At 60.8% G+C, this 17,558-nt stretch carries 21 protein-coding genes; 12 read left to right on the top strand and 9 right to left on the bottom strand.

Translation table 11 applies throughout. The features are described from left to right. The first annotated feature begins 10 nt into the window (after nt 1-10). Nucleotides 11-451, top strand: coding sequence for a hypothetical protein (locus tag DOM36_RS00610; protein WP_110640575.1), 441 nt, complete (start codon nt 11-13; stop codon nt 449-451). 14 nt (nt 452-465) lie between these two features. On the opposite strand, the gene ltaE is transcribed toward DOM36_RS00610, so the two are convergent. Then, nucleotides 466-1,476, bottom strand: coding sequence for a low-specificity L-threonine aldolase (gene ltaE, locus DOM36_RS00605; RefSeq protein WP_075568331.1), 1,011 nt, complete (start codon nt 1,474-1,476; stop codon nt 466-468). Nucleotides 1,477-1,692: 216 nt separating this feature from the next. Between ltaE and DOM36_RS00600 the strand changes: the two genes are divergently transcribed. Both DOM36_RS00600 and DOM36_RS00595 read left to right on the top strand, forming a co-directional pair. Beyond that, on the top strand, nt 1,693-1,989 hold the full coding sequence (locus tag DOM36_RS00600; protein ID WP_110640573.1) for a YciI family protein: 297 nt from the start codon (nt 1,693-1,695) through the stop codon (nt 1,987-1,989). A 7-nt stretch (nt 1,990-1,996) separates the two neighbouring features. Then, the gene (locus DOM36_RS00595) at nt 1,997-2,341 is read left to right on the top strand and encodes a hypothetical protein (protein ID WP_110640571.1); all 345 of its coding nucleotides are present in this window, start codon (nt 1,997-1,999) and stop codon (nt 2,339-2,341) included. On the opposite strand, the gene DOM36_RS00590 is transcribed toward DOM36_RS00595, so the two are convergent. After that, nucleotides 2,331-3,095: an SDR family oxidoreductase gene (locus DOM36_RS00590; RefSeq protein WP_110640569.1), complete on the bottom strand. Its 765-nt coding sequence runs from the start codon at nt 3,093-3,095 to the stop codon at nt 2,331-2,333. The genes DOM36_RS00595 and DOM36_RS00590 overlap by 11 nt on opposite strands. A 100-nt stretch (nt 3,096-3,195) precedes the next feature. Here DOM36_RS00590 and DOM36_RS00585 point away from each other — a divergent pair, with 100 nt between their 5' ends. Continuing rightward, nucleotides 3,196-4,137: an AraC family transcriptional regulator gene (locus DOM36_RS00585; RefSeq protein ID WP_110640567.1), complete on the top strand. Its 942-nt coding sequence runs from the start codon at nt 3,196-3,198 to the stop codon at nt 4,135-4,137. Here DOM36_RS00585 and DOM36_RS20235 read toward each other — a convergent pair. Continuing rightward, a complete protein-coding gene (locus DOM36_RS20235; RefSeq protein WP_198651150.1) occupies nt 4,105-4,659 on the bottom strand; it encodes a CbiX/SirB N-terminal domain-containing protein in 555 nt (184 codons plus the stop codon). The genes DOM36_RS00585 and DOM36_RS20235 overlap by 33 nt on opposite strands. A gap of 134 nt (nt 4,660-4,793) precedes the next feature. Beyond that, nucleotides 4,794-5,699 (bottom strand): LysR family transcriptional regulator, encoded by a 906-nt coding sequence (locus DOM36_RS00575; protein WP_110640565.1) that lies wholly within the window; start codon nt 5,697-5,699, stop codon nt 4,794-4,796. Nucleotides 5,700-5,815: 116 nt separating this feature from the next. On the opposite strand from DOM36_RS00575, the gene DOM36_RS00570 reads away from it, so the two are divergent. The 3 genes from DOM36_RS00570 to DOM36_RS00560 all read left to right on the top strand — a co-directional run bounded on the left by DOM36_RS00570 (nt 5,816) and on the right by DOM36_RS00560 (nt 7,909). Next, complete coding sequence (locus DOM36_RS00570) at nt 5,816-6,406, top strand: flavodoxin family protein (protein ID WP_110640916.1); 591 nt, start codon at nt 5,816-5,818, stop codon at nt 6,404-6,406. A 71-nt stretch (nt 6,407-6,477) separates the two neighbouring features. Next, on the top strand, nt 6,478-7,533 hold the full coding sequence (locus tag DOM36_RS00565; RefSeq protein WP_110640563.1) for an aldo/keto reductase: 1,056 nt from the start codon (nt 6,478-6,480) through the stop codon (nt 7,531-7,533). Nucleotides 7,534-7,618: 85 nt separating this feature from the next. Then, nucleotides 7,619-7,909 carry a DUF1330 domain-containing protein gene (locus tag DOM36_RS00560; RefSeq protein ID WP_110640561.1) on the top strand — a complete coding sequence of 97 codons (291 nt, stop codon included), beginning with the start codon at nt 7,619-7,621 and terminating at the stop codon, nt 7,907-7,909. Between the two features lie 42 nt (nt 7,910-7,951). Here DOM36_RS00560 and DOM36_RS00555 read toward each other — a convergent pair whose 3' ends face one another. Then, complete coding sequence (locus tag DOM36_RS00555) at nt 7,952-8,836, bottom strand: CbiX/SirB N-terminal domain-containing protein (protein ID WP_110640559.1); 885 nt, start codon at nt 8,834-8,836, stop codon at nt 7,952-7,954. Nucleotides 8,837-9,148: 312 nt separating this feature from the next. Between DOM36_RS00555 and DOM36_RS00550 the strand changes: the two genes are divergently transcribed. Together DOM36_RS00550 and DOM36_RS00545 are read left to right on the top strand one after the other, a co-directional pair. Further along, complete coding sequence (locus tag DOM36_RS00550; RefSeq protein WP_110640557.1) at nt 9,149-9,385, top strand: addiction module protein; 237 nt, start codon at nt 9,149-9,151, stop codon at nt 9,383-9,385. Nucleotides 9,386-9,429: 44 nt separating this feature from the next. Next, nucleotides 9,430-9,729, top strand: coding sequence for a hypothetical protein (locus DOM36_RS00545; RefSeq protein WP_110640555.1), 300 nt, complete (start codon nt 9,430-9,432; stop codon nt 9,727-9,729). Between the two features lie 530 nt (nt 9,730-10,259). Here DOM36_RS00545 and DOM36_RS00540 read toward each other — a convergent pair. Further along, the gene (locus DOM36_RS00540; RefSeq protein ID WP_110640553.1) at nt 10,260-11,117 is read right to left on the bottom strand and encodes a M90 family metallopeptidase; all 858 of its coding nucleotides are present in this window, start codon (nt 11,115-11,117) and stop codon (nt 10,260-10,262) included. A gap of 7 nt (nt 11,118-11,124) precedes the next feature. Then, complete coding sequence (locus tag DOM36_RS00535) at nt 11,125-12,687, bottom strand: bifunctional GNAT family N-acetyltransferase/carbon-nitrogen hydrolase family protein (RefSeq protein WP_075568319.1); 1,563 nt, start codon at nt 12,685-12,687, stop codon at nt 11,125-11,127. Between the two features lie 224 nt (nt 12,688-12,911). Between DOM36_RS00535 and DOM36_RS00530 the strand changes: the two genes are divergently transcribed. Genes DOM36_RS00530 through DOM36_RS00520 form a run of 3 tightly spaced genes read left to right on the top strand, consistent with a single transcriptional unit; the run spans nt 12,912 to nt 16,141 of the window. Continuing rightward, on the top strand, nt 12,912-14,102 hold the full coding sequence (locus DOM36_RS00530; RefSeq protein ID WP_083941378.1) for a porin: 1,191 nt from the start codon (nt 12,912-12,914) through the stop codon (nt 14,100-14,102). Nucleotides 14,103-14,112: 10 nt separating this feature from the next. After that, nucleotides 14,113-14,541: a hypothetical protein gene (locus DOM36_RS00525; protein ID WP_075568317.1), complete on the top strand. Its 429-nt coding sequence runs from the start codon at nt 14,113-14,115 to the stop codon at nt 14,539-14,541. Between the two features lie 4 nt (nt 14,542-14,545). Further along, nucleotides 14,546-16,141 (top strand): sensor domain-containing diguanylate cyclase, encoded by a 1,596-nt coding sequence (locus DOM36_RS00520; protein WP_110640552.1) that lies wholly within the window; start codon nt 14,546-14,548, stop codon nt 16,139-16,141. Nucleotides 16,142-16,186: 45 nt separating this feature from the next. On the opposite strand, the gene DOM36_RS00515 is transcribed toward DOM36_RS00520, so the two are convergent. Together DOM36_RS00515 and DOM36_RS00510 are read right to left on the bottom strand one after the other, a co-directional pair. Next, nucleotides 16,187-16,807, bottom strand: a complete 621-nt coding sequence (locus DOM36_RS00515) for a flavin reductase family protein (protein ID WP_110640550.1) — start codon at nt 16,805-16,807, stop codon at nt 16,187-16,189. Between the two features lie 261 nt (nt 16,808-17,068). Next, nucleotides 17,069-17,317, bottom strand: coding sequence for a GlsB/YeaQ/YmgE family stress response membrane protein (locus tag DOM36_RS00510; RefSeq protein ID WP_075568314.1), 249 nt, complete (start codon nt 17,315-17,317; stop codon nt 17,069-17,071). Between the last annotated feature and the right edge of the window lie 241 nt (nt 17,318-17,558).

The raw sequence follows: 17,558 nt of genomic DNA, 5'->3' as shown, positions 1-17,558 counted from the left end.
GAGGTGGACCATGGCAACGTTCTTCACGCCCGCCAGGCGTCGCATCACGCTGGCAACGACCTTGATCGCTCTCGCGCTGGCGGGCACGACGCTGGTCGGTTATCCCGCCGTCGCCGTCGCCGACGGTGTCTCGGTGGTCGATCCCAAAACCGGCCACCGCGTGAGACTCCCGGACAACGATCGCGACGGTCGCGCCGACTATGTGCCCAACCGGTTGGATGTCCATGTCAGCCCTGGGCTCACCTATCCGCGTGAGACCCGCGAGCAGCGGCCCAGCGGCGGTGGCTCGATCTGCCATGGCAACGATGGCGGATCGACCGTCTCCACCGCACGGCGTGCCTGCGATCCCGGCGCACCCGCCGGCGATGGCGGCGCTGACGACGCTCCGGCCCGATCTTCTTCGCCTGCGCCAACCCGGCCCAATACGTCCTCGTCGACGCGACTCGACTGAGCTCGTCGAGTCCGTCAGCGGGCGAAGTACTCCTCGAGGGCGGCGACGACCCGGTCGATATCGGCCATCGAGACATCGCGGTGGGTCACGAAGCGTGGCGCATAGAGCGCACCGACCAGGATGTCGCGTTCCTTTAACCAGGCATGCAGATGCGCAGGGTCGAGTTGCGGGCGGGTAAATGCGACGAACACCATGTTGGTGGCCTGCGCTGTTACCGTGATGCCGTCGATATCGGCGAGACCTGCCGCCAGACGCTCGGCCTTGGCGTGGTCTTCGGTCAGTGGCGCCAGATGATGCTCCAGCGCATATTCGCACGCCGCCGCGAGCATACCGACCTGACGCATGCCGCCGCCGACCACCTTGCGCCAGCGTCGCGCCGTCTCGATGAAATCGGCAGCGCCGACCAGCACCGAACCGGCCGGCGCTCCCAACCCTTTCGAGCAGCAGATCGAGATCGTATCGAAGGGCTGGCACAGCGCCTTCAGGCTGGCCCCGGTAGCGGCCGCGGCGTTGCCGATTCGCGCGCCGTCCAGATGGGTCGCCAGGCCGTAACGCCGCGCCAGTGTCGTGGCCTCTTCGACATAATTCGCCTCCAGCACCTGGCCGTGGAAGGTGTTCTCCAGTGTCAGCAGGCGCGTGCGGGCAAAGTGAGGATCGATCGGTTTGACCGCGGCCTCGATCTTCTTGAGAGGCAGCGTGCCGTCCGCTTCGTTCTCGATCGGCTGCGGCTGAATGCCGCCCAGCACTGCCGCACCACCGCCCTCCATCCGATAGGTGTGTGCCAGCTGGCCGACGATGTACTCATCGCCGCGCTGGCAATGGCTCAACAGCGCCACCAGGTTGCTCTGGGTGCCGGAAGGGAAGAACAGCGCCGCCGCCTTGCCGGTACGCTCGGCGATATAGGCTTCCAGATGTGCAACGCTGGGATCGTCGCCCCAGACGTCATCGCCCAGCGGCGCCTCGAACATCACCTGACGCATCGCCTCGCTCGGGCGGGTGACGGTATCGCTGCGAAGATCGATCATGGAAATTGGGCCCTTTGCGCGTGGTGTTGGAGTTGCTGAGAGATTGTAGCGGCAATGCTCGCGTATCGCGGAATCGAGAGCTCACGTGTCACGAAATCGAGAGCTCGCGTGTCACGAAATCGAGAGAACCTATCGCCAATATCGATTTGTCTCGCCAGCAGGGCTGACGCATGATGCGAATCATTTTCGAAAACGTCTGAACGACAGGAGAAGCGCATGACACAGTACGCCGTAGTGGCTTACGACTACACGGATGATGAGGCGCTCGACCGCCGGCTGGCCAATCGCGATGCGCATCTGGCCGGCGTGCGTGAGCTTGCCGCGCAGGGGAAGTTTCTCAGTGGCGGCGCGATCCTGAATGATGAGGGCAAGATGATCGGCTCCAACGCGCATTTTCGTTTCGACGACCGCGCCGATCTTGACGCCTGGCTCGAAACCGAGCCCTACATGACCGGGCGGGTCTGGGAGCGCGTCGACATTCGCGAAGTGAAGCTCTTCGATCCCAACGCCTGAGAGAGTCATGACCGATAACGTCTCGCTACCCGCGCAGGTCCGTCAGCTTCTCGAAACGGCGCCTCGCGAAACCCTGCCGCTGACCTACCAGCAGCTCGCCGAGGTGTTGGGGTTACAGCCGCCGCGCACCATCCAGCGTGTCGCCCAGGCGCTGGAGAGCACGATGCGCGAGGATGCCCTGCATGGCCGGCCCTTTATCGCGGCACTGGTCGTCAGCCGCCGCGGGGAAGGGCTGCCGGCGCAGGGCTTCTTCGATCTGGCGGTGGAACTCGGGCGATTCCCCGCCGAGCCGGCACGGCAGGCCGAGGCTTGGCGGGAGGAGGTCGAGCGCGTGCTGGCGGCTATGACGTAGTAGCCGTTGGGAGGCCGGCTTCTCGCGCCCATTCCAGGGCGTCTGCACCTGCGGGAATGCGCATCGGCGCGGCCGGATCAGTTGCTGCACGCCAGACCGCCTCGGCTACATCCGTGGCATGGGTGATCGAGCCCGATTCGTCGGTGATCCGTGCGATAGTCTGTTGAATCAGATCCGCGTAGTCAGCACTCTCCAGGCCGTGACGGTACGCGTTATCGCCGAACTGCGTTTCGGGCGAACGGCCGGGCAGCACGACGCGCACACCGATGCCGAACGGTGCAAGCTCAATGGCCAATGACGCCGAGAACGCATTCACCGCGGCCTTGCTGGCCGTATACATCGATAGCAGCGGCAATGCCTTGAGTGTGACCGTCGAGGTTACATTGACGATGGTGCCGGCGCCCCGAGCACGAAATTGCGGCAGGAAGGCTTGGGTCATCGCCATGGTGCCGATGGTGTTGGTCTCGAACAGCGCACGTGCCAGGTCCGGGTCGGTGAGTTCGAACGGTGCGGCCGCGCCCACGCCGGCGTTGTTGACCAGTACGTCGATCGGGCCGGCGGCGTCGACGGCCGCGGCTATGCCGGCGGGATCGGTCACATCGAGCGCAAGCACGCGTAGACGATCGGAGGTCGGTAATACATCCGCGCGCGGCGTGCGCATGGTGGCGATGACACGCCAGTCGCGCTCAACAAAATACCGCGCGATCTCCAAGCCGAAACCGGACGAACAACCCGTGATCAGAACCGTCTTCATGGGAACTCCTGTGATCCGAACATTGAGCTACACACGATAGGCGTCACTGACCGCACTCACTACAACCCATAATCCAAATTTCATTGGCGAGAGTCCGACCATGATCGATCCGCTGGCCGAGGTGGTTTCCTTGCTACAGCCCAGCATGCGGTTTTCCAAGCTGATCGTTGGTGGCGGCCCCTGGCGCGTGCGCCGCAGCGATCCGGGCGACTTGTTCTATTGCGTCGTGCTGGAAGGCGAGTGCCTCTCCTCCCCCGGTGCCGGGGAACCGATCCATCTCACTGCCGGTGATTTCCTGCTGGCTCCATCGGCGCAGGACATCGTCGCGTCCAGTCATCCGCCACCGCCACTCGATGTCGAGAACTGGCCTGTCGCCATTGGCGACGGCGTATTCCGGCTCGGCGCGGCAGATGCGGCGCCCGATGTGCGCATGCTGATCGGCCATTGTCATTTCGAATCTCCCGACGCGGCGTTGCTGGTCTCGCTGTTGCCGCAACGCGTGCATATTCGCGGTCAGCAGCGACTGGCGATGCTGGTCAAGCTTGTCAGTGAAGAGTCGCGCGCCGATCGGCCGGCGCGCGATATGGTGCTGTCGCGGCTGCTGGAAGTGCTGATGATCGAAGCGCTGCGAGTCACCGGAGAAACAGCGGCCTCGCCCGGCCTGGTGCTCGGGCTCGCCGATAATCGCCTGGCGAACGCGATACGTGCCATGCACGCCGAGCCGACACACGCGTGGACGGTTGCAGAATTGGCGCGGCAGGCGGCGTTGTCACGGTCGGCTTTCTTCGAGCGCTTCAAACAGACGGTCGGTCTTGCGCCGATGGCATATCTGCTCGCCTGGCGCATGGCGCTAGCCAAGCGAATATTGAGAAACGATCAGAGTCGTATCGCCGATGTTGCCGAGCGGGTCGGCTACAGTTCGGCGAGCACTTTCAGCGTTGCCTTCACGCGCCACGTTGGCACTCCGCCGACGCGGTACGCCAACGACAGAGAGCCGCTAGAACCGCAGTCAGTTCAGTCGCCACGTGATCAGGGTCAGTGACGACCTTTGACTGCTTACGGACAAAAGTTGGATGCGTACATCGGGCACCATCCAATGACTCGCAAAAACACTGCCGGCTCGGCGCTTCTTCGATTTCGCAGTGGACCTGGGGCGGTTCCCCGCCGACCCGGTGCAATATGCTAAGGGCTGGCGGCAGGAGTTCGGGCGCGTGCTGGCAGCGATGAAGTAGAGAACTGCGGCAAACACTCCTGTCCCAGCCGAAGCGCGGGTCAGTCGTCCTGGGTGCCGATCGCCGGCCAGCGCCTGATGCACGCGAGTGGCGAGGAGTTCCAGAATGGCGTCGTTCTCGCCCACCAGCCGAGTTGTCACGACGTTCAGGCCGGGGGAGTTCGACATAGCCTGCGCGCAGATCTCCGCGATATCGCCGCCTTCGCCAGCGTGGCGGCCCGGGGAAAGAAACAGCATGGAGAGGATCACATCGCTGTCGGTTAACGCGGTTGACGCCAGCAGATCTTCCAGCAACGGCTCGTTGAACCGGTAGGCCTCGCCTTCACGGCGCATCGAGCATGATCCGTCGCATCTCGGCACTGGGGCGGGTGACGGTGTCGCTGTGAAGGTCGCTCATGAAGTTGGCCTTGTCATGAGAGTGATCGGCGTCGATAAGTTCCTGCTGGTTGGGTCACGATAGCTGGCGGTCAATCGAAGTAGGGTTTCAGCACTGTCTCGATCCAATGCATGAAGACTCTGACGCGCTGCGACAGATTACGCCGATGGGCCACGACGAGCGACGCGGCGAGAGGCTCGGGGCGCAGATCTGGCAGGACCTCTATTAGCGCGCCCCGTTGGATGTGATGCGCGAGTGACAAATATCCCGCCTGGATCAAACCCATCCCCGCCAGTCCAGCCGCATGATAGGTCTGCACACTGTTGACGTGTATCGCGCTTGGCAGCGTCTGCGTCGCATAGCTGGAGCCGTCCGGATATTCCCATCCGGCAAGCCGGGCACCGAGCGTTTGGGTATAGTGAATCATCCGGTGACCCTGGCTTTGTAGGTCATCGAGCGTGTTCGGCATGCCGTAGCTCGCGAGATAGCCAGGGCTCGCAGCATTGATCATGCGCAGCTTGCCAAGTGGACGAGCCACCAGCGTCTCATCGATGATCGGGCCCAGGCGGATCACGCAATCGAATCCTTCCTCAACGAGATCGACACGCCGGTCGGTGCTGGAAAGTTCCAGTTCCAACTCTGGATGCGTTTTCATCAGTTGAGGTAGTGCGGGTATCACTACGCTTTGCGCCAATTCGGTTGGCATATCGACCCGCAATCTTCCCCGTAGAAGCCCCGCTTGATCTGCGAACATTGACTGTAATTCTTGTACTTCGGCCAACAGGTCGCGTGCACGTGAATAGAAGACGCGTCCCTCTTCAGTCAGTTGGACCCGCCTAGTGGTCCGATGCAGGAGAGTCGCACCGACATCCCGCTCGAGTTCACGAATCGCCGTTGAAACACGCCCCTTTTGGACACCCAAGCTCTCCGCGGCACGAGTGAAGCTCGTCATTTCGGCGACACGGGAAAAGATCAAAAGGGCGTCGAGATTCTTCATTGTTCACCAAAAAGGTAACAGTGCGTTCTATTTAACGTAATTTATAACTCGGTGGCGACCCAGTAAATTCATTTTTCCTATTGTCCTGGAAGGACGATGAAATGGAGAGAGCCGTCATGACGCAACGAACACCACCGACTAACACAGTCGTCATCTACCACTCTGGCTATGGGCATACCGAGCGTATGGCGAAAGCGATCGCTGAAGGCGCCGATGCCGTGCTGGTCGCGATCGATGCCGACGGCAATATTGACGATAAAGCCTGGGATACGCTGGCCGAGGCAGATGCGATTTTGTTTGGCTCCCCCACCTACATGGGCGGCCCCAGCTGGCAGTTTAAGAAGTTCGCGGATACCTCATCAAAGCCGTGGTTCGAAGGCCAGTGGCAAAACAAGATTTTCGGCGGCTTCACTAACAGTGCCAGTGTCAACGGCGACAAGCTGAATACGCTGGAATACTTCGTTCTGCTGGCCGGACAGCACGGCGGCATCTGGGTCAGCATGGATATCAAGCCGGCCAACGTGAAAGCCTCGAGGCGAGATGATCTGAATCGTATGGGCTCCTATATCGGGCCCATGGCGCAGACGCCCGCCGATGCGTCACCTCAAGAGATGTCGCCTGGGGATCTTGAGACGGCACGCTGCTATGGCGCCCGTGTGGTGATGATCGCCGGGCAGTTCAAGGCGGGAAAATACTCTAGCCACTGAAATCCATGTGCGTGGGCTGCTATCCAACGGGTTCATAGGTGTTCTTTGGGTCTATACGTCGGGAAAGGATCATGAAATACAAACGACTGGGCCGCACCGGCCTGTATGTATCCGAGCTGTGCCTCGGCACCATGACGTTGGGCGGCAACGCCGATGCCGGCATGTGGAAAGCAATTGGGGCAGTCAGCCAGAACGAGGCGAATCAGCTGATCGCGCGAGCGCTGGCCGAGGGGATAAACTTTATCGATACCGCCGACATTTATTCTTTCGGCCAATCTGAACGTGTTGTCGGGCAGGCGCTGAGAGACCTTGGCGTATCCCGTAGCGACATCGTGCTGGCGACGAAGACTGGCGGCGTGATGGGCCCGAAGCCCAACGAGCAGGGGGCATCTCGCGGACATATCACCGATTCGGTGCAGCAAAGCCTGGAACGGCTGCAGGTCGACCATATCGACCTATACCAGATTCACGCCAGCGATCCTGTCACGCCAATCGAAGAAACGCTGCGTGCCCTCGACGATCTCATCCGACAGGGGCTGGTTCGGTACGTCGGCGTCTCGAATTGGCGCGCTGGAAAGATCGGTAAAGCGCTCGGGCTGAGTGCTGCACTCCGTGCCACGCGTTTCGAGACGCTCCAGGCTTATTATTCGATCGCCGGGCGTGACGTTGAACGTGACCTGGTGCCACTCGTGACCGAGGAGCAAATGGGGCTGCTGGTCTGGTCGCCACTGGCTGGCGGTTTACTGTCTGGAAAATTCGGCCCCGGGGCGCCCACCGAAGAAGGTTCACGACGTAGTCATTTCGATTTTCCCCCGGTCAATCTTGATCGCGCCTGGCCGTGTGTTGCCGAAATGCGTGCGATCGCCGACGCACGGGGCATTTCGGTCGCTCGGATCGCGCTCGCTTGGTTACTCGCCAAGCCGCATGTCACCAGCGTCATTATCGGCGCCAAGCGAGTCGAACAGCTCGAAGATAATCTTGGCGCGGTCGATGTCGTTCTCACCGAGGAGGAGCTTGCCCGGCTTGAGGCCGTAAGTGCGCTACCTCCCGAGTATCCCGGTTGGATGATCGATCATCAGGATGCGACTAGGTACCCGCAACCTGTTACGCCTGTCGCGTCGAACTAGCATCGGCTTCTGTACCTTCGACATTGTTAGGCATCACCACGCTCTGCGTCGAAGGCAATACACCCGCAGCGAAAGAGATATTACTATGCCCAAAGGTTATCTGATCGGACATGTCAGTATTACGGATGCAACGGCCTACGCCGCTTATGCAAAAGCCGCCGGTGACGCGATGAAGAGTTTCAGCCCGAAAGTCATTGCAGCGTCGGGGCTTTATGAAAATCTCGAAGGCGAGGCCCATGAGCGACATGTGATCTTTGAGTTCGAGTCGTTCTCCGAGGCCAAGCGGTTCTATGAAAGTCCTGACTACCAGGCCGCCAAGGTTTTGCGTGCCGAAGCCGGTACCGGAACCTTTGTCATTGTCGAGGGGACTTCCTGATCTGGACTGCGATGTCGCCAAAGGGAGGCGTTTAGGCAAGACTCATGAGTGGGGGCGGAGGGGGCAAGTCGAGATATGTCTCGCGGGCATCTCCATCAGCCGCGGCCCGCCGGCCAGCGCTTGGCGCAGGCGAGTGGCGAGGAGTTCCAGAATGGCGTCGTTCTCGCCCACCAGTCGGGTCGTCACGAGATTCAGGCCGGGGGAGTTCGACATTGCCTGCGCGCAGATCTCCGCGATATCGCCGCCTTCACCGGCGTGACGGCCCGGGGAAAGAAACAGCATGGACAGGATCACGTCACTTTCGGCCAGGGCCGGCGAGGCCAGCAATGTCTCCAGCAGTGGCTCGTTGAAGCGGTAGGCGTCGCCGTCACGGCGTTCCATCGAAGCGAAAGTAACGCAGTCGACCTCATCGGCCAGCAGCGCGCTCAGTTGCCCGGCGAGATAGTTGCGCACCGCCGTGACCTCCGGGATCGGGCTGCCGTGATCGACCAGCACGACCTTGGGGCGCGATAGGCCGGCCATTCGCTCGCGCACGTTCTCCGCCAGCAGCCGGGCCAGGCGCAGGTCCGGCGCCAGCAGCGTATCGACCAGCGGCGGGGCGACCTTCACCGACAGCTGCGGGTAGCTGGCCTGCACCTCGGCCAGACGCTCCGGCAGGTAGCGGGTCAGCGCCTGGCTGGGCCCGAAGAAGAAGGGCAGGATCAGCAGCTCCGTCACGCCCTCGGCCGCATATCGTTCGGCCAGCGGCCCCACGGATACAGCCTTCTGCCCGCCGAGCTGCTCGGGCGGAATCTTGAAGGAGTGGAGGAGCGATGCGGCCTCGACCGCCTCGCCCGTGGCCTGGCTCAAGGCGTCGGCAAGACGACGCAGATTGAGCGTCGCGGCAGGGCGCAGGGAGCCGTTGTCGGCGAGCAGAATCTTTCGCATGGAACCTCAAAGCTGGCGCAGATGGGTGGCCAATCAAGCCTTTCGCGGCAAAACGAGCCGACACGACACCAGCATAACCGGGTTTTCCCGATAGGGAAAAATAGCAAAGCGGTGGGCCGATGGCGCTCTGGTTTTCCCTATCGGGAAAGTGGGTAGCCTTTTGAATGGCCGGATTAGGCGATGTGAATATAATGCCACTGAGCACGTGCGGCTGCGGCATCAATGTGAAACCGCAATGCCGTTTCCGTGACTGGCCTTGTTAGGGCTTATCAGACGGCATAGCATAACTTTATCGCTACTCGCGGAGGCGTCATGACTACCGAAACGCTGGATCACCTACGCTCCCAGATTTTGACTCTCTCCAAGTCAGAACGCGCGGCGCTGGCTCGCGAGCTCATCATGAGCCTGGATGGCCCCCGTGACGACTCCGTTGAGCAGGCCTGGAATAAGGAAATCGTTCGCCGTGCATCCAAGGCCAAAAGCGGCAAGGGCACAATGTTAAGTCGCGAAGAATTCCGAACCAAGATGCGGGCGAGACTGGGCCAGTAAGTGCGAACGGCAAGAATATTCGAAGAAGCCTCTCAGGAAGCGCGATGGAGGCTGCAGCTTGGTACGAATACGAGCAACCTGGACTCGGAACAGAGTTTTTCGTTGCTATTGAAGCTGCCATTGACATCATTGAAGAAAACTTCATCCCTTTATCTCCCCTCTCGGAAGAAGCTGGCGAAATCGGTGCAAAGAGACTGATCTTGGAGCGCTTCCCGTTTGACGTTGTCGCGATCGAGTTGCCGGAAGAAACCGTCGTTATCGCCTTTGCTCGCCACTCCCGAAAGCCTGGCTATTGGCTGGGGCGCCGTATTTTTCGATACACTCATATTCGCGCATATGTTTGATTGCTAGTGTCGACCTAAAATTCTTGGGCGACTTATCTGGTTGCTTGATGTTTGGTTTTTCACTTTCCAAGTATTCCATGAGTAGGCGTTGTGTATTGTCATGCTTTTCGTTTTTAACGGCATTTTCTATTAGCGTTATTTTTTGATTTGCTTCATTTTCCTCCCGCAGGCGCTCTATGTTTTCGTAGATCTCATGGCTTAGTATAGAAGATACGCCTCGATGTACGATTGCTGTGAAAAATGATAAAGTAAAGAAAATCCAAGATATTTTTTTGATGATGGGAAGTTGTGTTAGTGAGTAGTAAATGCTTGTCAGTGATGCCCCTAAAGTGAGAAGGGGTACAGTGATTAGGTAAAGTTTTAGTGAGTCGTTGGAGCTCTCTAATTTATCGCGGCCTGTATTGTAGCGGTATTTTCCTTCTTGTATTTTACGTTGAATTTTTTTATTTTTTAAAATAGGTCTTCAGGCATTCTGTGCCCCTTCGAGTTTAAGGGAAGGCTGGTGAATTTTTGAGTTAGAAAGGATGGAATCATGCTTGCCACCGCTGAAACCGCACCAATGGCTCCTGTCGGAAGTAGCGCTTCAGCAGGTCGTAAAGCTCGGGGTAGACATCGACTAACTGATCTGGGGCGGTGAAGAAGAGTTCGCAGCACACCGCGAAGCATTCGCCGGGGTGGGTGGCGGCGTAGTCGTCGATGGGGGTGTCTTCGCCACGTCCGAGATGAGCTTGCAGGTCGTCCCACACCGCGGTGAAAACGCGATGCCACTCCTGGGCGGTGACATCACTGTTGGCGGCGAGCGGGGGGAAGCCGTCGACATCCTGCGAGTTGCCCAGATCGAGCTTGTGGGCGAATTCGTGAATGATGACGTTATAGCCGGTGTAGTCGCCGCTTTCGGCGACATCGGGGATCGCCAGTACCACGGGGCCGCGCCAGGAGGTTTCCCCGGCGCGTTCGTCGACGTATTCGTGCATCACGCCGAAGTCGTCCATCTCCTCGACGTGGCGATGGAAGGCGTCCGGCAGCAGGAGGATCTCGGTGACATTGTCGAAGGCGGCGCTGGCGTCGCGGTCCGACCAGCCGAGGGTGAGCAGTTGAGCCTGCGCGGCGATGGCGAGCAGGGCGGATGAGTCGAACTCGACGTCGTCACCGGCCACCCAACGCTTGCGCTGAAGCAGTTGCCAGGCCCGCGGGCCAAGGCGTTCGGCATCGGCGTCATCGAGATCGGCCAGCAGTGGCAGGCCGTGGCGGATCGTCCGCCATGCCTCTGGGTCGAATGGCTGGCGCGACCGCTTCCTGGCGTCGCGCCGGCTATCCTTCCAATCCTGGCGCCGGGCTTTCCACCAGCCCTGCCACCCGCTCTTTTCCCCGTCTTTCCAGGCACTCATGTCACGCTCAGCTCTCTTCCTGACGGCCTCCGGATTTCCACGACCAGTCGCGCAGGCGCAGGTCGAACAGGTCCAAACGGCGATCCTTGAGGTTGGTCACCGCGCCCTCGGAGCGCACCAGCTTGAGCTTGGTCAGGTCGAGATCCGAGAACATCACCATTTCGGTGTTGGGCGTGGTTTCCGACAGCACCGCATCGTGGGGAAAGGCGAAGTCCGACGGCGAGAACACCGAGGACTGGGCGTACTGGATGTCCAGGTTCTCGATCGACGGCACGTTGCCGACGCTGCCGCAGACCACCACGTAGCACTCGTTCTCGATCGCGCGGGCCTGGGCGCAGTGGCGCACGCGCAGGTAGCTGTTCTTGGTGTCGGTCCAGAACGGTACGATCAGGATGTCCATGTCCTGCTCGGCCAGCAGCCGCGGCAGTTCGGGGAATTCGACGTCGTAGCAGATCAGCATGCCGACGCGACCGGCATCGGTTTCGAACACCTGCAGCTCGTCGCCGCCTTCGACCACCCAGTCACGACGCTCCTGCGGGGTGATGTGCAGCTTGGCCTGACGGTCGATCTCGCCATCGCGGTGGCAAAGATAGGCGACGTTGTAGAGCTTGCCATCCTCGCCCAGTTCGACCATCGAACCGGCCACGATGTTGATGTTGTAGGAGATCGCCATGCGCGAGATTTCGGTCTTGAAGCGCTCGGTGAACCCGGCCAGGAAATGGATCGCGGCGACCTGATCGGTCTGGTCGGTCAGCCCCATCAGAGGCGTGTTGAACAGTTCCGGGAAGACCGCGAAATCGCTCTGGTAGTCGGAGATCGCATCGACATAGAACTCGACCTGCTGAAGCACCGCTTCGACCGAGTCGAATTCGCGCATCTGCCACTGCACGGCGCCCACGCGAACCTGGGTGCGGCGGGTCTCGATGATCCGGCTTGCCGGTTCGTAGAGGATGTTGTTCCACTCGAGCAGGGTGGCGTAGCCCATCGATTTCTCGTCTTCGGGCAGATACTTGGTCAGCAGGCGCTTGACCAGGAAGTCGTTGGCCAGCTGGAACGAGAGGATCGGGTCGTAGAACTCCTTGCGCGCGACCCGATCGATGTACTCGGCGGGGGACATCTCGTCGGCGTGCTGGTGGTAGTTCGGGATCCGGCCGCCGGCGAGAATCGCGCGCAGGTTCATCGAGCGGCACAGATCCTTGCGCGCTTCGTAGAGGCGCCGGCCGAGACGATAGCCTCGATAGGCCGGGTCGATCAGTACATCCAGCCCGTAGAGCGCGTCGCCATTGGCATCGTTGAGGATGATCTCGCGATGGCCGATCAGCTCGTCGTACTTGTGCGGGTTGGAGAAGTGGTCGTAGTCGACCAGCACCGTGAGCGCGACGCCAACGATCTTGCCGTCGTCCTCGATGATGATCTGACCATCGGAAAATTCACCGATCAGCTTGTCGATCGTCAGCTTCGACCATGCGCCGCCGATATCGTCGTAGACGGCGTCCATCAGTCGCTTGAGCTGCGGGTAGTCCTCGGGGGTGAGGTTGCGCAGATTGAGGTGCAGTTCTTCCAGAGACATTGAGCGCCTGACTCCATCCGAGAATAAGGGGCGTGGAAAACGTGGATCTAGGCGCAAAGTCTAACACGCCGACGCCTCCTCACCCCTGCGGTATCGGGATTCGAATCGTCCAACCCCGGTCAATCGGCCCTTCAGAATGCGGGCGTCCTGCCGACAATAACCCCAGCAAACCTAATTTTCCTTTGCGACGTTGAGCGGTTCGGCGCTCCCGTCGGAGATGCGGCATGAGACGATTACTACCGGTCTGTGCGGGGCTGGCCATGGCGGCGCTGAGCGGCATCGCCGAGGCGCGCCCCCTGACCGATGATGGGCGGTTGACGTTCAGCGGGTTCGGCACGTTGGGGCTGATCCACAACAACCTCGACGAGGCGGATTTTACCCGCGACATCAGTCAGCCCAAGGGCGCCGGCGAGGGCTGGAGCGCGCGCACCGACTCGCTGTTGGGCGCGCAGGTCGGCTATCGCTTCACCGATCGGCTCGACACCGTGGTGCAGGGCATCAGCCGCTACCACGACAGCGGCGATTTCAGTCCGGAAGTGAGCTGGGCGTTCCTGCGCTATCGACCAGATCCGGGTGTGCAGCTGCGCGTCGGCCGGCTCGGCTGGGATGTCTATCAGCTCTCCGACTCACGCTATGTCGGCTACGCCTATCCCTGGGTACGACCGCCGGTGGATCATTTCGGCACCCTGCAGCTGACCTATATCGACGGGGCCGATGTCACTTTCAAGCAACCGGTCGGCAGCGATCTGCTGCTGCTGAAGCTTTACACGGGGCGTTCCGACAGCGATGTCTTCATCGGGAAAGGCATCGAGGCCCATTTCGACGTCGACAAGGTCTACGGCGGGCATCTCGATTACGAGACCGGGCCGTGGCGATTCCGCGTGGGTTACACTGAGGTCGAATCCGACATTACCTTTTCGGGGGATGTTCCAGAGCAGCTCGACGCTCAGTTCGATCAGATCCGCGCGTTCAATCCCTTTTTCAGCCTGACCGCCGACGACGTGCTGGGCGATGCCTTCGGTTTCGACCGGGTCCGGCTTTACTCGCTGGGCGCAGTCTACGATCAGGGGCCCCTGCAGCTGCAGGCGATGTGGAATCGCAGCAAGACCAGCGCGGAAGGTGCCGTCGATTCGGGATTCGTCTCGGCGGGCTATCGTATCGATCGTGTCACGCCCTATCTGGTCTATTCGGAGGTCGAGACGACGTCCGATGGCGAGGGCGGCAGCGAGGGCGACTTCAAGCAACGGACCTATTCGGTGGGTGCGCGCTATGATGTCACGGCCAACATGGCCTTGAAGGCACAGCTGGACCGCGTTCATATTCAGCGCCCCGGATTTCTGTGGCGAGACATCGATAGTGACTGGAACGGGGGCTGGGGATCGATCTTCAGCCTCGGTCTGGACTTCATTTTCTAGGATAGCGTCCATGAACCGAGTCCGAAGGCTTCTACTTGCCTCAACCCTGACCGTCACCACGCTGATCACCTCGTCGGCCAGTGCCGACATCGCGATCGTGGTCAATGCCGGCAGCGGCATCGACCAACTGACCCGGAGCGATGCGGTCAATATCTTCATGGGCCGCTACCGCAAGCTGCCCACGGGTAACGTCGCGCTGCCGGTGGATTCGTCTTCGCTCAAGGCGCGCTTCTACCGTGCGCTGGTCAACAAGGATCTGGCGGAGATCAACTCCTACTGGGCCAGGCTGGTGTTTTCCGGCGAGGCGTCGCCGCCACAGCAGATCGCCTCGAGCGATGACGTGCATCAACTCGTGATCCAGAACATGAACGCCTTGAGCTATGTCGATGGCGCCAACGTACCCGACGACATGCATGTCGTACTGATGTTGGGCGAGTAATCGCATGCCTCGCCTATTGCTGCTGCTGCACACACGGCTGGCGCTGCGCACCACGGCGATCATTCTGCTCATCGTCACGCTGCTGGGCGTGGTGTTCCTGTCGCTGGCCGTCTACCTGCGGGCGGAGAGCGTCCAGCAGGAGCAGCAGTCGCGTATCCAGGAGCTGCTGACGACGGTGGAGCGTACCGCCCAGGTCGGTTGCTTCCTCGGCGATCGCCATTTGGCGCAGGAGGTCACCGACGGTCTGCTCAGCAACAATATCGTCAACGCCGTAAGCATCGAGTCCGCCGATGGCACCACGCTGGCGAGTGGCCGAGCCGGTCAGATCGCCCCCGGTGTCACACGGGTCACCCGCGACGTTGCCTCGCCGTTCGAGCCGCAGACGCCGGTCTGCCGAATCACGATCGAGCCCAACCAGGCCTATATCGACACGCTCGTGGCGCAGGCCTCGAACTTCATCGGCGGCGCGTTGCTGCTGCAGCTGATAGGCATCGGCTTCTGTGTCGTGCTGGTAGTGGTGAAGTTCGTCACGCGGCCGATCACCGGGCTTTCGCATCGCTTGAGCGAACTGGAGGCGGAGACCGGCCAGCAGCTACAGGCGCCCAAGGGCAACCGCGATGACGAGATCGGTCAGCTCGTCATCAGCGTCAACGCCATGATCGACAACCTGGTCCAGAGTCTCAGCGAGGAGCGCCGGCTTCGGCTCGAGCGGGAAGTCGAGGAGCGCCGTTACCGGGCGATCTTCGACAACGTGGAGGCCGGTATTTTCGAGCTCGACGGTGCCGGCCTGATCCGATCCGCCAATCCGGCCTTCCGGCGCCTGTTCGACATCTCGGGCGAGATGGATCTGGAAAGTCACCCGGTCGCGTTCGCATCGCTGGTGAGCGAGAGTGAGGGCATGACTGGGCCCTTCTTGATCGACGATGACGCCGGCGGGCACGAACGGCAGTGGGAAGTGGCGCTGGAGAATGGCGATCAGCAGCGCTGGGTCAGCCTGATCCTGAGCCCGCTCGAGACCGGACGGCTGCAAGGGGTTGCGCACGACGTTACCGAGCGCAAGAGAGCCGCGGATGCCGCCGAACGGATGGCGATGACCGACCCCTTGACCGGACTGGGCAACCGTCGCGGTTTCGATCACCGTCTGGCGGTGATGGCACGCCACCACCGTCTCTATCCCGAACGCTGCCATGCATTGATCACGCTGGATTTCGATCACTTCAAGCGCATCAACGATACTTATGGCCACCAGGTCGGAGATCTGGTGCTGAGTCATGTCGGCGCCATTCTGGCGGATCTGATGCGACAGCGGGACTACGTGGCTCGCCTGGGCGGCGACGAGTTCGTGGTGCTGCTCGAAGGGTGCGATCAGCGTGCCGATGTCGAGATCGTTCTGGCGCGATTCCTCGACCGCCTGCGGGTACCGTTGAAGGTCGAGGACAATAGCGATATCGCCATTGGTGTCAGCATCGGTGTCGCCATGCTGGGTCTGGACACCGATGACGTCAGCCAGGCCGTGCAGTTCTCCGACATGGCGATGTACGCCTCCAAACGCGCCGGGCGCAATACCTGGCGCTTTTACGAGGCCCTGAGCACGATCTGAAGGTCAGGCACGATCTGAAAATCAGGCGCGATCCGACGCCGAATCTCAGCCGGGACGGAACATCTTGAAATTCTGATCCTGGCTTATCTCGAAGTAGTCGGCGGGGCCGCCGCCACGCAGGATCGGCCGAGCGGCAGCGGTCTGATAGACGCCGTCCTCCAATAGCGTCGGGTCGATATGCACGCCGACCACTTCGCCCAGCACCATCCAGGTATCGATCCTGTCGCCGGCGGAGGACTGCAGCTGAAGGGTTTGCGTCAGCCGGCATTCGAACACGACCTGCGCTTCCTTGACATGGGGGACGCCCACTACCTGCGATTCGGCCGGCGTCAGCCCGGCCAGTTCGAATTCGTCGACCTCGGGGCCGACGGCGGCACAGCTCTGGTTCATCGGCTCGGCCAGCGGGCGCGTGGCCAGCTGCCAGCAGAACTCGCCGGTCGCTTCGATGTTGCGCACGCTGTCCTTGTAGCCGACGCTGGCAAAACCCACGATCGGTGGCGTGTAGTTGAAACCGTTGAAGAAACTGTAAGGGGCGAGATTCAGCTGGCCTTCGCGGTTACGAGACGAGATCCAGCCGATCGGTCGCGGGCCGACGATGGCATTGAACGGGTCATGGGGCAGCCCATGGCCGCGGCTCGGTTCATAGAAATGCGCGTTGTTGGGCATACCGGAGGATCCTGAAAGTCTGGATGGAGCGTCTTGATGGAGCGTCTTGATGGAGCGTCTTGATGGAGAGAGGCGGGCTAACGAACTGACGGGAAGAGGATCGATTGGTCTCAAACATTCGCTCTAGGCTTTTGATCCGGGCTCTCGATCAGGGCTCTCGATCAGGTCTGGGCGAGAGACCTTCAGTCCGCTCTGTCGATCGGGAGCCGACAGCTTGTCGGCCCGGCGGACTGAGCCGCCGGGCCGAGCATCCAGGCGGTGCTACTTGCGCACGACGCGATAGATGATCAGCAGCACGATGGCACCGAGCACGGCGATGACGAAACTGCCGAGATTGAACCCGGAAACGTCGCCGAAGCCGAGTGCCGTACCGATCCAGCCGCCAATGACGGCACCGAGAATACCGATGATGATCGTGACGATGAAGCCACCCGGATCTTTACCCGGCATGACCAGCTTGGCAATGGCACCGGCGATCAGGCCGAAGATGATCCACGCAATAATTCCCATGGTGTCTGTCCCTGTTTGAGTCATGCTGAGTGATTCGCAACAAGCGCATCCTTCCTGACACGCCCTTGGAAGTTAGTCGTAGATGGGGGAAACGACAAGCAAGGATCGGCGCTATCATCATGGCTTGCGTCGGGTGTTCCGGACGTCATGATCTCGCCTCTCGGGCATCATGAGCCAGATCGCGCTCGGACGACGCATCGCTGGATATCGATCGAATGATCCAGGGAGGGGGCATGTCTGC

The organism is Salinicola sp. CPA57, assembly GCF_003206035.1.
In the GTDB taxonomy this organism is placed as follows: Bacteria; Pseudomonadota; Gammaproteobacteria; order Pseudomonadales; family Halomonadaceae; genus Salinicola; species Salinicola socius.
Note: the sequence above shows the minus strand (reverse complement) of the source record. Positions and strands in the feature narration are given on the sequence as shown.